Source organism: Mycobacterium sp. IDUB_5 (genome assembly GCF_055419565.1).
This window is the reverse complement of record NZ_JBVAXX010000002.1, coordinates 605,585-619,033: the sequence shown is the minus strand read 5'-3', so window position 1 is coordinate 619,033 and position 13,449 is coordinate 605,585. Positions and strand designations below refer to the sequence as shown.

The 13,449-nt window shown below is 68.3% G+C and carries 14 protein-coding genes; 9 read left to right on the top strand and 5 right to left on the bottom strand.

All coding sequences use genetic code 11. The annotated features are described in order from the left end of the window. Nucleotides 1-94 precede the first annotated feature (94 nt). The 7 genes from pdxH (at nt 95) to ACZY1G_RS08140 (ending at nt 7,480) form a co-directional block, all read left to right on the top strand. Nucleotides 95-724, top strand: a complete 630-nt coding sequence (pdxH, locus tag ACZY1G_RS08170; protein WP_463822237.1) for a pyridoxamine 5'-phosphate oxidase — start codon at nt 95-97, stop codon at nt 722-724. After that, on the top strand, nt 724-1,995 hold the full coding sequence (locus tag ACZY1G_RS08165) for an MFS transporter (RefSeq protein ID WP_463822084.1): 1,272 nt from the start codon (nt 724-726) through the stop codon (nt 1,993-1,995). The genes pdxH and ACZY1G_RS08165 overlap by 1 nt, the downstream gene beginning before the upstream one ends. Before the next feature lie 81 nt (nt 1,996-2,076). Beyond that, entirely contained in the window at nt 2,077-2,727 is a 651-nt protein-coding gene (locus ACZY1G_RS08160; RefSeq protein ID WP_463815112.1) for a TetR family transcriptional regulator, read from the top strand. Nucleotides 2,728-2,850: 123 nt separating this feature from the next. After that, nucleotides 2,851-4,155: a citrate synthase gene (locus ACZY1G_RS08155; protein WP_463815113.1), complete on the top strand. Its 1,305-nt coding sequence runs from the start codon at nt 2,851-2,853 to the stop codon at nt 4,153-4,155. A 153-nt stretch (nt 4,156-4,308) separates the two neighbouring features. Beyond that, nucleotides 4,309-5,742 (top strand): MFS transporter, encoded by a 1,434-nt coding sequence (locus ACZY1G_RS08150; protein WP_463822236.1) that lies wholly within the window; start codon nt 4,309-4,311, stop codon nt 5,740-5,742. Then, nucleotides 5,732-6,151 (top strand): MarR family winged helix-turn-helix transcriptional regulator, encoded by a 420-nt coding sequence (locus ACZY1G_RS08145; protein WP_463815114.1) that lies wholly within the window; start codon nt 5,732-5,734, stop codon nt 6,149-6,151. The genes ACZY1G_RS08150 and ACZY1G_RS08145 overlap by 11 nt, the downstream gene beginning before the upstream one ends. Nucleotides 6,152-6,226: 75 nt before the next feature. After that, on the top strand, nt 6,227-7,480 hold the full coding sequence (locus ACZY1G_RS08140; RefSeq protein ID WP_463822083.1) for an HNH endonuclease signature motif containing protein: 1,254 nt from the start codon (nt 6,227-6,229) through the stop codon (nt 7,478-7,480). Here the strand turns inward: ACZY1G_RS08140 and ACZY1G_RS08135 are convergent. Beyond that, nucleotides 7,477-9,045, bottom strand: coding sequence for a phytoene desaturase family protein (locus ACZY1G_RS08135; protein ID WP_463822235.1), 1,569 nt, complete (start codon nt 9,043-9,045; stop codon nt 7,477-7,479). The two genes, ACZY1G_RS08140 and ACZY1G_RS08135, sit on opposite strands and share 4 nt — an antisense overlap. Then, nucleotides 9,042-9,290, bottom strand: coding sequence for a DUF2630 family protein (locus ACZY1G_RS08130; protein ID WP_335334034.1), 249 nt, complete (start codon nt 9,288-9,290; stop codon nt 9,042-9,044). The genes ACZY1G_RS08135 and ACZY1G_RS08130 overlap by 4 nt, the downstream gene beginning before the upstream one ends. Before the next feature lie 44 nt (nt 9,291-9,334). Between ACZY1G_RS08130 and ACZY1G_RS08125 the strand changes: the two genes are divergently transcribed. Continuing rightward, a complete protein-coding gene (locus ACZY1G_RS08125) occupies nt 9,335-10,072 on the top strand; it encodes an SDR family oxidoreductase (protein WP_463822234.1) in 738 nt (245 codons plus the stop codon). A 9-nt stretch (nt 10,073-10,081) separates the two neighbouring features. Further along, on the top strand, nt 10,082-10,444 hold the full coding sequence (locus tag ACZY1G_RS08120) for an FKBP-type peptidyl-prolyl cis-trans isomerase (RefSeq protein ID WP_463815116.1): 363 nt from the start codon (nt 10,082-10,084) through the stop codon (nt 10,442-10,444). Nucleotides 10,445-10,477: 33 nt separating this feature from the next. Here the strand turns inward: ACZY1G_RS08120 and ACZY1G_RS08115 are convergent, their stop codons facing one another. From ACZY1G_RS08115 to ACZY1G_RS08105, 3 genes are all read right to left on the bottom strand, one after another. Continuing rightward, nucleotides 10,478-11,818 (bottom strand): sensor histidine kinase, encoded by a 1,341-nt coding sequence (locus ACZY1G_RS08115; RefSeq protein ID WP_463815117.1) that lies wholly within the window; start codon nt 11,816-11,818, stop codon nt 10,478-10,480. A gap of 69 nt (nt 11,819-11,887) precedes the next feature. Next, nucleotides 11,888-12,598: a two-component system response regulator PrrA gene (gene prrA, locus ACZY1G_RS08110; protein ID WP_463815794.1), complete on the bottom strand. Its 711-nt coding sequence runs from the start codon at nt 12,596-12,598 to the stop codon at nt 11,888-11,890. Between the two features lie 40 nt (nt 12,599-12,638). Further along, nucleotides 12,639-13,415 carry a potassium channel family protein gene (locus tag ACZY1G_RS08105; protein ID WP_463815795.1) on the bottom strand — a complete coding sequence of 259 codons (777 nt, stop codon included), beginning with the start codon at nt 13,413-13,415 and terminating at the stop codon, nt 12,639-12,641. Nucleotides 13,416-13,449: the final 34 nt, after the last annotated feature.

The window sequence follows — 13,449 nt, the reverse complement described above, 5'->3', positions numbered from 1 at the left end:
GCGTGATTGTCGCACCACCCCCCGCCGCCGAAACTGCCAGTCGTACCTCTGGGCGTAGCGTGATCGCGTGAGCACATCGGATCACCTCGCGCGCATGCGGGTGGAGTACGGATCGGTGGAAAAGGACGGCAGCGCCGACCTCGACGAGACCTGGCTCGACGGCGGCTGGCTCGCCCTGCTGACCAGCTGGTTGGCCGACGCCGAGCAGGGCGGGGTCGTCGAACCGAACGCGATGGTCGTCGGCACGGTCGACGCGGCGGGAAGACCGTTCACCCGCACCGTGTTGTGCAAGAGCGTGACCGTATCCGGCCTCACCTTCTACACGAACTACGACTCGGCCAAGGGCGAGCAGCTCGCCTCCCAGCCGTACGCCTCGGCGACGTTCCCCTGGTACGCGCTCGGCAGGCAGGTACACGTCCGCGGGGCGGTGACCAAGGTGCCCGACGCCGAGACCGCCGCCTACTGGGCGCAGCGTCCCCGGGGGTCGCAGCTGGGGGCGTGGGCATCGGCGCAGAGCACGCCTGTCGCCTCGCGTGATGCGCTGCACCGTCAGCTCGCCGAGGTCACCGAACGGTTCGCCGACGCCGAGGCGGTGCCCGTCCCGCCGCACTGGGGTGGTTATCTCATCGCGGCCGAGGAGATCGAATTCTGGCAGGGTCGAGAAAATAGGCTGCACAACAGGATTCGCGTTCGCCAGGACCGCATCGAACGCCTCCAACCGTAGTGGGGCGGCTCTTCGCCGACACGACGCCGCTACAGACACCGGATTTCCGGCGGCTGTGGTCGGCCGGCATCGTCACCGTTGTCGGCGCGAACCTGACGATTTTCGCGGTCCCCGTGCAGCTCTATGTCCTGACCCAGAACTCGCTGTACGTCGGACTGGCCGGGCTGTTCGCGCTGGTGCCGCTCGTCGTCTTCGGGCTGTGGGGAGGCGCATGGGCCGATGCGATGGATCGGCGGAAACTGCTGATCATCACCTCCAGCGGCTTGACGGTGTCCTCGGCGCTGCTGTGGCTGCAGGCGGCGCTGGCGATCGACAACGTGTGGGTGGTGTTGAGCTTGCTGTCGGTGCAGCAGGCGTTCTTCGCGGTGAACTCGCCGACCCGGTCGGCGGCGATCCCGCGGATGCTGCCCACCCCGCAGTTGCCGGCGGCGAACGCCTTGAACATGACGGTCATGCAGTTCGGCGCGATCGCGGGCCCGCTGCTCGCGGGTGTCCTCCTGCACTGGGTCGACCTGTCGACCCTCTATCTCATCGACACGATGACCTGTCTCGCCGCGGTGTGGGCGACCGTCAGGTTGACCCCGATGCCGCCGTTGCTGACCGGTGAGGGTGCACCGGGCTACGGGTTGGGCGCCGTGCTCGACGGTTTCCGCTACCTCGCGGGCAACCGTGTGGTGCTGATGTCGTTCGTGGTCGACCTGATCGCGATGATCTTCGGCATGCCGCGGGCGCTGTTCCCGCAGATGGCCCACGAGAGCTTCGGCGGTCCCGTCGACGGCGGCACCACGATGGCGCTGTTGGCGGCCGCGATGTCGGCGGGTGCGGTGGCTGGCGGCGTCTTCTCCGGCTGGCTGCCCCGGGTGCGCAGGCAAGGGCTCGCGGTGGTCGGCGCGATCGTGGCGTGGGGCCTGGCGATCGTCGGCTTCGGGCTCGCGGCAGGGGCGGCCAACGGCACCGCAGGCGTGATGCTGTGGATCGCTCTGGGCTGCTTGGCTTTCGGCGGTGCGGCCGACATGGTGTCTGCGGCGTTCCGGTCGACGATCCTGCAGGAGGCGGCGTCCGACGAGCTGCGCGGTCGGCTGCAGGGCGTCTTCATCGTCGTCGTCGCGGGCGGACCCCGCTTGGCCGACACTGCGCACGGCGCGGTGGCTGCTGCCGTCGGAACCACCGTCGCCGCGACGGGCGGCGGTGTGCTCGTGGTGGTCGGGGTGGTGTTGGCGGCGCGGGCGGTGCCGGCTTTCGTGCGGTATCGGGTGCCCGGGGTCCGGTGATCCCGCGGCCGGTCGCTGCCGATTGATCTGCATGTCAGAACGCCCCTCGCGACACCTCCTGGCCGATTAGCATCGACTCCCGTGGGTGATGTCAGGGGGGAGCCCGTGCTCGGGCTTCGTGAGCGCAAGAAGCGCCGTACCCGGGCCACGCTGATCGACGCCGCTGTCGCGCTGTGTGATCGGCAGGGTTTCGACGGGACGACCGTCGACCAGATAGCTGCAAGCGCCGACGTCTCGCCCCGCACCTTCAGCCGCTACTTCGCCACCAAGGACGCGATCGCGCTGGCGCTGATCGACGAGGTGCTCGACCGGGTGGCCGCGGAGCTGATCACCCAGCCGCCCGAGATCGGCCATTTCGAGGCACTTCGCCGGGCGTACGTCGGAATGGCGCAGAGCACCAAGCTGGCCCCCGCCGGGGCACTGTCGTCGTATCGGTTCATGCAGATCCTGCGGATCACGGTGTCCTCGGGGACGCTTCAGCAGGCGGCCGTCGAATTCCGTGCCAGCCCGGTGGATGTGGCGATCGCCGACCGAATGGGAGTGCCTGTCCATGACCGTCGGGTCAGGCTGATGGCGGCGGTGTTCGGCGGTGTGTTGATGACGGCGCTCCAGGAGGTCACCCGGCACCCGTCGGCGCTGGTCAACGTCGCTTTGGACGAGACGATCGCCGTGTTCGAGTCGGTCTGCGATGACTTCATGGCCGAGTTCGCCGCGGTCGGGCAACCTGTCTGACGCGCGCGTGATCCGTCGTCGGCGACCCCCGCGGGCGCCCTCGTGCGAATGCGACTACCTTCTGTAGTCAGACTTGCAGTCAGACCTCGCGATTCCCGTTAGAACCGACCCGAAGGGATCCCAGTGGCCGATCACGCCGAAACCGGGAAAGAGCACGCCACCCTGTCCTATCCCGGCGGGGAGCTGGAACTCGACATCGTCACAGCGACCGAGGGTGCCGACGGCATCGCGCTAGGGTCATTGCTGGCAAAGACCGGTTACACCACGTACGACGGCGGCTTCGTCAACACCTCTTCGACCAAGAGCGCCATCACCTACATCGACGGTGATGCCGGCATCCTGCGTTACCGCGGCTACCCGATCGAGCAGCTCGCGGAGAAGTCCAACTTCATCGAGGTCAGCTACCTGCTGCTGTACGGCGAACTGCCCACCGCCGATCAGCTGGAGAAGTTCACCACCCAGATCCAGCGGCACACCCTGCTGCACGAGGACCTCAAGCGGTTCTTCGACGGCTTCCCCCGCGACGCCCACCCGATGCCGGTGCTCTCCAGCGCGGTCAACGCGCTGAGCGCCTACTACCCGGATTCGCTGGACCCGTTCAACCCGCAGCAGGTGGAGCTGTCCACCATCCGGTTGCTGGCCAAGCTGCCGACGATCGCCGCCTATGCCTACAAGAAGTCCGAGGGGCAGCCGTTCCTGTACCCGGACAACTCGCTGACGCTGGTGGAGAATTTCCTGCGGATGACGTTCGGATTCCCCGCCGAGCCCTACGAGGTCGACCCGGAGCTCGTCCGCGCGCTCGACATGCTGTTCATCCTGCACGCCGACCACGAGCAGAACTGCTCGACGTCGACGGTCCGTTTGGTCGGTAGTTCGCAGGCCAACCTGTTCACGTCGATCTCCGGTGGCATCAACGCGCTGTGGGGTCCGCTGCACGGCGGCGCCAACCAGGCTGTGCTCGAGATGCTCGAGAAGATCCGCAAGGGTGACGACGACGTCGCGACGTTCGTCAAGAAGGTCAAGAACCGCGAGGACGGCGTCAAGCTGATGGGCTTCGGCCATCGGGTCTACAAGAACTACGACCCGCGGGCGCGCATCGTCAAGGAGCAGGCCGACAAGATCCTGGGCAAGATCGGCGTGCAGGACGAGCTGCTCGACATCGCCAAGGAGCTCGAAGAGATCGCGCTGACCGACGATTTCTTCGTCGAGCGCAAGCTCTACCCGAACGTCGACTACTACACCGGCGTGATCTACCGAGCCATGGGCTTCCCGACGCGGATGTTCACCGTGCTGTTCGCACTCGGCCGGCTGCCCGGGTGGATCGCGCACTGGCGGGAGATGCACGGCGAGCCGAACAAGATCGGCCGCCCGCGGCAGATCTACACCGGCTACACCGAGCGGGACTACGCCGACCTCGACGCCCGCTAGCCACTTTTCGCCCAAACCGACGTTTGGGCGAGAAATCGCGAGTGATCTCCGCCATTTCGTCGAGCTCGATTGCGCCGAGCGTCACACCGACGTCACTTGCGATCGTGACAGTTGTAGTTTCACAATCGTTGTGTGAATGAAACTGTCGGCAACCTGACGCCCAGGCGCAAGACGATCGTTCTGGTCTCCTGCTGTCTGAGCCTGCTGATCGTCTCGATGGACGCCACGATCGTCAACGTCGCGATCCCTGCCATCCGCACCGATCTCTCGGCATCGCCATCTCAGATGCAGTGGGTGCTCGACGTCTACACCCTGGTTCTGGCGTCGCTGCTGATGCTGTCCGGGGCCACCGGTGACCGGTTCGGCCGCAGGCGCGTCTTCCAGATCGGCCTGACCCTGTTCGCGCTGGGATCGCTGGCCTGCAGCCTGGCGCCCAGCATCGACGCCCTGATCGGCGCCCGGTTCCTGCAGGGCATCGGCGGCTCGATGCTCAATCCCGTTGCACTGTCCATCATTTCGCAGATATTCGTGGGCCGTCAGGAGCGGGCCAGGGCACTGGGCATCTGGGGTGGGGTGACGGGCATCTCGATGGTGCTCGGGCCCATCGTCGGCGGCCTGCTCATCGAGACGATCGGCTGGCGCTCGGTGTTCTGGATCAACCTGCCCATCTGCGCGGCCGCGCTGATCCTGACCGCCATCTTCGTGCCCGAGACCAAGTCGGCCACCATGCGCAGTGTCGACCCGATCGGACAGTTGCTGGCTGTCATCACGCTGTTCGGCATCGTGTACACCCTGATCGAAGGTCCGGTGCTGGGGTGGACCCACCACCGGGTCATCGTCGTCGCCGTCGTCGCCGTCGCGGCGCTCGCCGCGTTCCTGCGCTACGAATCACGACGCCACGACCCCTTCCTGGATCTCCGGTTCTTCCGCAGCATCCCGTTCAGTTCGGCCACCATCTCAGCGGTCAGTGCCTTCTCCGCCTGGGGTGCCTTCCTGTTCATGATGTCGCTGTATCTGCAAGGCGAGCGCGGTTTCTCGGCGATGCACACCGGCCTCATCTACCTGCCCATCGCAATCGGCGCACTGGTCTTCTCCCCGCTGTCGGGTCGCCTGGTCGGCCGGTTCGGCGCGCGCCCGTCCCTGTTGATCGCTGGAACGCTGATCGCAGCCGCGGCCACGATGCTCACGTTCTTGACGCGGTCCACGCCGGTGTGGTGGCTGGTGATCGTGTTCGCGGTCTTCGGCATCGGGTTCGCCATGGTCAACGCGCCCATCACGAACGCTGCGGTCGGTGGGATGCCCCTGGACCGCGCGGGTGCCGCGTCGGCGGTGACGTCGACGAGTCGGCAGGTGGGCGTCAGTATCGGTGTGGCGCTGTGTGGTTCGGTGGCCGGCTCGGCGATCACCATGAGCGGCGCTGATTTCGCGGCAGCGGCTCGACCACTCTGGTTCATCTGCGTGGCGCTCGGGTTGGTGATCCTGACGCTCGGGGTTTTCTCCACAACGCAACGCGCGCAACGGTCCGCGGACCGGCTGGCGCCACTGATCGCCGGCACGCCGACCCCGGTCAGCGCCCATGTCCGGTGACACAATGGCCGACGGGGTGTGGCGGGACATGACCGCACTGGTCATGGACAACCTCGACGGGTGGAAGCGTCTCGTCGTCGAGCGCTCCGGATTGCCGTTCAGTCGCGTGCGCATCCTGATGCGGCTCAGCAAGACGCCGATGACCGTGAAAGACATCGCCGCAGCCGCCACCATAGACGCGCCCGCTGCGACGGTCGCCATCAACGACCTCGAGCAGCGTGGGCTCGTGAGGCGTGAGATCAACCCGCAGAACCGTCGCTGCAAGGTGGTGTCGCTGACTGACGCGGGACGCGAGTTGGTGCGTGCGATCGACGACGTCCGTGACCCGGCACCGGAGATGCTGACCGGTCTCGACGCCGACGACTTGGCGACGCTGCGATCGCTGCTGGACAAACTCGCCGCCGGCTGACGCTGTCCATCCCCAGAGCCGTTTTCATCCCCAGGCTCGGGGTGAATTGTCAGTGGCCGCTGGGAGATTGGGGTCATGTCTCCGAGCAGTTCCTTGGCCATCGATGAGCGGTTGTCGGTGCTGCATGAGGAATTGGCGGAGCTGACGGGGCAGCGCAATGCGATCGATGCGCGGATCGTGGCGATCGCGGCCGAGATCGACCGCGACGAGCTGTGGGCCGCGGCCGGAGCCCGCTCGACCGCGGGGTGGCTGGCGTGGAAGGCGGGGGTGTCGCCATCGCGAGCGCAGACCGTTGCCGCGATCGCGCACCGCTACGGCGAATTCCCGCAGTGCATCGAGGGGTTGCGGGAGGGCCGGTTCTCCGTTGATCAGGTCGGGGTGATCGCTGAGCATGGCCTGCCGGGCTCGGACGAGCACTTCGCCACCATGGCGCAATCCGCGACGGTCACCCAGTTGCGCACTGCGTTGAAGATGCAACCCAAACCCATCCCGGAATCGCGGCCCGACGACGAGGCAGAGGATGAGGACGGCGTGCCCGTCGTCGATCCGGGGCCGCAGGTGTCGATCAGCTCGACCTCCGATGAGCAGTACACGTACTGGCACATCGCGCTGCCACACGTCGAGAACGCCGCCTTCGACGCTGCGCTGGCATCGCACCGTGACGCGCTGATCTCCGAATGGACGGCCACCGACCTTGATGGGCGGGCGTCGATGCCCGGCAACGCCGCGGCGTTCCTGCGGTTGGTCGACGCCAGCTGGGACGCCGAAGCGATCGCCCGCCCGCACGGGCAACGCACCACCGTGGTCGTACACGTCGATGTAGCCAGCCGAGTCGCGGCCCTGCACTTGGGGCCCGTTCTGCCCGACGGCGACCGCCGGTACCTGGCCTGTGATGCCACCTGCGAGGTGTGGTTTCACCGCGACGGGCAGGTGATCGGGGCCGGGCGTTCGACCCGGACGGTGAACCGGCGCCTACGGCGGGCGCTCGAGCATCGCGACCGTGTCTGCGTGGTCCCCGGGTGCGGGGCAACCCGCGCACTGCACGCCCATCACCTGGTGCACTGGGAGGACGGCGGCCCCACCGAGCTGTGGAACCTCGCCCTGGTCTGCCCGTATCACCATCGCGCGCACCACCGTGGCCTGATCACGATCACCGGACCCGCCGACCAACTCATCGTCACCGACTCTGTCGGTCGAGCGTTGACCTCAGAGTCGCTGGCACGACCGCCAACCCAACCACCGCCGGATGTCGCACCATGTCCCGGTCCGACCGGGGAACGCGCGAACTGGTGGTGGTACCAGCCCTACGAGCCTCGACCGCCCAGCTAGCGGCCGAGCACGGCCATCGCGGCGTTGTGCCCACCGATGCCCGAGACGGCACCACCCCGGCGAGAACCCGATCCGCACAGCAGGATTCGCTCGTGCGGCGTCGCCACACCCCACCGCTGCGCCGGCGTGGAGAGCGGTTCGTCGTCCTCGGCGAAGGGCCACGACAGCGCTCCGTGGAAGATGTGGCCGTTCGTCATGCCCAGTGCATCGTCGAGGTCGGCGGTCGTCTTGGTCTCGATGCACAGCCGGCCCGCGGCATCCTCCATCAAGACATCGTGAATCGGCTCGGCGAGAACCGAATTCAACGACGTAAGCACCGCGGAGGTCAGCGTGTCGCGCATCCGCTGCGGGGTTCCGCTCGTCGTCAGGTGGTGCGGTGTGTGCAGCCCGAACACCGTCAGCGTCTGTGCTCCCGACGCGCGCAGTGCATCGGAGAGGATCGTCGGGTCCGCCAGCGAGTGGCAGTAGATCTCACACGGAAGCGGTTCCGGCACAGTGCCATCGGCGGCGTGTCGGTAGGCCGACTCGAGTTGGCTGTAGGTCTCGTTGATGTGGAAGGTGCCCCCGAACGCCTGCTCGACGGTGACGCTGTCGTCGCGCAGACGGGGGAGCCGCCGCAGCATCAGATTCACCTTCACCTGCGCGCCGGGTGCGACGTCGGGGACGTCCTCACCGAGTAGCCGCGCCAGCACGGCAGGCGTGACATTGGCCAGGACGTGGTCGCCGACGACGCGGTGCTGTACACCGCCGTGGCGGTACCGCACCTCTCCGTCGGGCGTGATCGATTCGACCTCCGCGCCCGTGAGGATGTCGGCGCCGAAGCCTGCGGCCGCCGCGGCGAGCGCTCCGCTGACCGCCCCCATGCCGCCGACCGGCACGTCCCAGTCGCCTGTCCCTCCGCCGATCAGGTGGTAGAGAAAGCAGGCGTTCTGCTGCAGCGACGGATCCTCCAGTGCGGCAAAGGTTCCGATCAGGGCATCGGTGGCCATCACGCCGCGGACCAGATCGCTGCGCACCGCCGCGGTGATCGCATCACCGACAGGCTCGTCGATGAGCGCCCGCCACGCCCACTCCGCATCGGCGCCGGCGGCCTCCACGACCTCCCGACGCAGATCAGAACGGGTTCGCAGGGGCTCGGTCAGCGTCGGCCAGACCCGGGACGTCACCGTGGTGCAGCGCCGGTAGAAGTCGTCGAACGCCGCCTCGTCGTCCGCGGCCCCCACCGCACCGAACGTCGAGGCCGGACCGACGAGCAGTCCGGTACGGCCGCCGGACGTGGGGTCGGGCGTGTAGGACGACCAGCGACGGCGCACCAGCCGGACGCGGAGCCCGAGATCGTCGATGATGCGCTGCGGAAGCAGGCTCACCAGATACGAGTACCGCGACAGCCGCGCGTCGACGCCGTCGAACGCGTAGGCCGACACGGCGGCACCGCCGACGTGGTCGAGCCGCTCCAACAGACGGACGCGGCGGCCGGCGCGGGCGAGGTACCCAGCGGCCACCAGCCCGTTGTGCCCCCCGCCGACGATGACGACGTCGCGGTGGGAGTCCGTAGCGTCGCTCAGTTCAGGTAGCCCTCGACCTCGTCGGCCGGCCGCACCTGCGCGGCGCTCGGGTCACCACCGGTCTCGCGCAGGGCCCGCCGCTGGCGCAGCAGATCCCAGCACTGATCGAGTGCGACCTCCACGGCACGCAACCGCTGGTGCTCTTCGGATTCGTCGATCTCGTGATGCTGGAGCTTGGAGCGGAGATCCTTCTCCTCCGCGACGAGCTGGTTCACCTGGGCGAGGATGTCTTCGTCGTTGGCCACGCCCTACAGTCTGCCCCTCGACGCGATCTAATGAACCGGTGACCATGCGTAGTGCCCTGGTGACCGGGGCGTCGGGCGGTATCGGAGCGGCGATCGCGGCGGCCCTGCGCGAGGAGGGCTTCGCGGTGACCCTCGTCGGCCGCGATCAGACCAAGCTGGAAGCGGTGGCGGCCTCGATCGGCGGCTCCGCGGTGCACACCATTGCCGGTTCGCTGGCCCAGGAGTCCTTTCTCGACGAGCTGGTGGCGTTCCACGCCGAGCGGCACGGGTCGCTGGACCTGCTGGTCAACAACGCCGGGGTCGCCGGCAACCGTGCGGTCGCCGACATCACCGCGGACTTCCTCGACGCCCAGCTGGCCGTCAACGTCCGCGCGGTCGTGTTGTTGACCGCGAAGTGTCAACCGCTGCTGAGAGAATCTGTGCGCCAACGCGGTTCGGCGCAGATCGTGAACACGGCGTCGAACGCGGGCAAGCGCGGCGAGGCGACGCTGTCGTCCTACTCGGCGACCAAGGCCGCGGTCGTGGGATTCACCGAGGCGCTGCACGACGAGCTCGCCACCTCGGGCATCAAGGCGACCGCGATCTGCCCGGGTCTGGTGGACACTCCGATGGCGGACGCCTACCGCGGTGCGATCGAAGCCTCCACCATGATCACTGCGCGCGACGTGGCCGAGGTGGTGCGGATGACGACGCGCCTGTCGGCGGCGTGCATCCTCCCCGAGGTGGTGCTGCTGCGGCCGACCGAGTGGTTGCAGCCCGAGGAGGTCCGGACGCCGGTCTAGGCTGATCGGATGGCGACCAAACCCGAGATCGACTTCCCTGACGGCCCGGCACCCACCGAGCTGGTGATCGAGGACATCACCGTCGGCGACGGCCCCGAGGCGGTCCCGGGCGCCAACGTGGAGGTGCACTACCTCGGCGTCGAGTACGACACCGGCGAGGAGTTCGACAGCTCCTGGAAACGTGCTGAGTCGATCGAGTTCCCACTGCGCGGGCTCATCCAGGGCTGGCAGGACGGCATCCCCGGGATGAGGGTCGGCGGCCGGCGCAAGCTGACGATCCCGCCGGAGCAGGCCTACGGCCCGGCCGGCGGCGGACACCGTCTGTCGGGCAAAACGTTGATTTTTGTCATCGACCTTCTGGCTACCCGATGACGTGATTTTTGTCATCGACCTTCTGGCTACCCGCTAGCGCGGGCCTGGCAGTCGCAGTAACAGCCGCGCACCGCCCAGCGGACTGGCGTCCAGAGACGCTGTGCCGCCGTGCAATTCGGCCTGCTGGGCCACCAGGGCCAGGCCCAGGCCCGACCCGGAGTGCGATGCCGTCGAGCCACGCGAGAACCGCTCGAACACCACGGTGCGTTCCTCTTCGGGCACGCCGACGCCGTCGTCGTCGATCGCGATCTCCACGCCGGCCCGCGAGCTGACCGCGGACAGCTGCACGCGGGTCGCGCCGCCGTGCTTGACCGCGTTGGCGATCGCGTTGTCGACGGCCAGCCGCAACCCCGCAGGCAACCCGACGATGATCACCGTCGGCGCCGGCACCAGCGACACCTCCAGCTCGGGGTACACCCGCATCGCGTCGTGCGCAGCCCGGTCGAGCAGTTCGGTGATGTCGACCGGCACGTGGTCGTCCTCGGTGGACAGTTCCCCCTGCGCCAGCCGCTCCAGCGCACCCAGCGTCGCCTCGATCCGGGTCTGCGTACGGATGACGTCGCCGACGACTTCCTTGCGCTGATCCTCGGCGAGGTCGAGCGTCGCGAGCACTTCGAGGTTGGTGCGCATCGCGGTCAGCGGGGTCCGCAACTCGTGGGCCGAGACGGAGGCGAAGTCACGGGCCGAGGTCAACGCAGCCTTGGTCCGGCCCTGCTCCTCCCACACGCGGCCGACCAGACCCTTGATCGCGTCGGCGATCTCGACGGCCTCGGTGGCGCCACGGATGTCGATGTCGGGTGCTTCGTCACCCGCCTCGATCTGCCGGGTCTGCTGGGCCAGCCGCTTGAACGGCCGCACCGCGAACGCGGCCAGCAGCCAGCCGCCGAACGTCGCCGCACCCACGGCCATCGTGCAGATGATCAACACGCGGCGGTGCAGGTTGTTGGTGTCGGTGATAGTCGCGTCGTAGGTGGCGCCGACGGCGACCGACATTGGCTCGGGGGTGGACAACTCCACGGTGCGCACCCGGTAGCGCACCCCGTCGACCGTGGTGTCGGCGTACCCCGGCGCCAGTTCGGGCAGCACGACGGAGTTCGACGTCACCTGCCCGTCGGCACGACGGACCGTGATGACGGCGTCCTGGTCGTTGGGCGAGGGCGGGATCTCGTCGAGGCCGCGCGGCAGGAACGGGATCGCGAACCCGGCGGCCTCGTCGAGGCGCCGGTCCAGTCTTTCCTTGCGGTCCTGTGTGATGCCGACCCACACCACCGTGCCGACGATCCCGACGACGATGGCCGCGGCGATCGCGGTGGCGAACGCGACGCGGGTGCGCAGCGACGGCGTGCGCCGGAAGATCCGCGACACCACGATCATGAGCGTGGCCGTCGGTTCTTCGCGCGAGCGCTCATCAGGATCCTCGGTTCTTCGCGCGAGCGCTCATCACTACTGCTGACGGAGCACGAAGCCGACCCCGCGCACAGTGTGCAGCAGGCGGGGCGCGCCGTTGGCTTCCAACTTGCGGCGCAGGTAGCCGATGAAGACGTCGACGACGTTGGTGTCGGCGGCGAAGTCGTAGCCCCACACCAGCTCGAGCAGTTGCGCGCGGGACAGTACCGCGGTCTTGTGCTCGGCGAGCACTGCCAGCAGGTCGAACTCGCGCTTGGTCAGGTCGACGTCGGTGCCGTCGACGCGGGCGCGCCGGCCGGGGATGTCGACTTCGAGCGGGCCGACGGTGATGGTCTCCGACGAGAACGTCGCTGTGGACCCGCGTCGGCGCAGCAGCGCCTTGACCCGGGCGACCAGCTCGGCCAGCACGAACGGTTTGACCAAGTAGTCGTCGGCGCCCGCCTCCAGGCCGGCCACCCGGTCGTCGACGGAGGAGCGTGCCGACAGCACGCAGACCGGTACGTCGTTGTCCATCGCGCGCAGCGCGGTCACCACGGACACACCGTCGAGCACCGGCATGTTGATGTCGAGCACGATCGCGTCCGGTCGGGTCTCGGTCGCACTGCGCAGCGCCTCGGCGCCGTCGACAGCGGTGAACACGTCGAAGCCGGACAGCCGCAGGCCGCGCTCCAGCGAGGCCAGCACGTCGGGATCGTCGTCGACCACGAGCACCCGGGGCGAACCCACTGCACTGTCCATGCCCGCAATCTTGCCTGACGAGAGGCCCGGGCTGCGGGAACCTCGCCCGTTACCCGTCGGGGCGGTCGCGTCCGGGAGCCGGGTCGCCGAGCCGCGCGACCTCCTCGCGCAGCTGGGCGATCTCCTGGACCAGCGTGTCGATGTGCGCGGTGGTCACCTGCTGGGCCGCCGTGTCCTCGTCGGCCACCCGCTCCACGATCCACGACGCCAACGTCGCGGTGATCGAGCCGAGCAGGCTGATGCCCCCGATCATGAGCAGCACGGCGATCACCCGTCCCGTAGGGCTGACCGGGGTCAGATCGCCGTAGCCGACGGTGGTGATCGTCGTCATCGCCCACCACAGGGCCTCGCCGAAGTGGGTGATGTGCGCATCGGGGTAGTGCCTCTCGGCCTGCAGCACGGCCAGCGAGGAGACGTAGACCAGCAGCACCGCCCCACCGACCGTGTACATCGCCACGCGGCCGCGGATGGCGTGGCCGACGGCACGGTTGAGCACCGTGATCAGCGTGACCAGCCGCAGGAGGCGCAGGTGCCGCAGGATGGGCAGCGCCACGATGGCGAGGTCGAAGAGGTGCCGCCAGAACCACCGCCAGCGGTGCTCGGCCAGGGACAGTCGCACCAGGTAGTCGACGATGAACATGCCCCACGTGGCGAGGCTGACGGCATGGACGGCCACGGCTGCCGCCCCTGAGGGGAGCGCGAGCACTTCCACGCTGTAGGCGGCCAGGAACAGCAGGGCGGCGGCGGCGAGCGGCCACTCGGCGCGCCGTTCCCAGGCCTGGAGCCTGGTTTCCGGGGGAGCCGACGGACTCGACGACTCGGACACCTGCGTCGCGGTCTGCTCCGCTTCCACGCTCTGC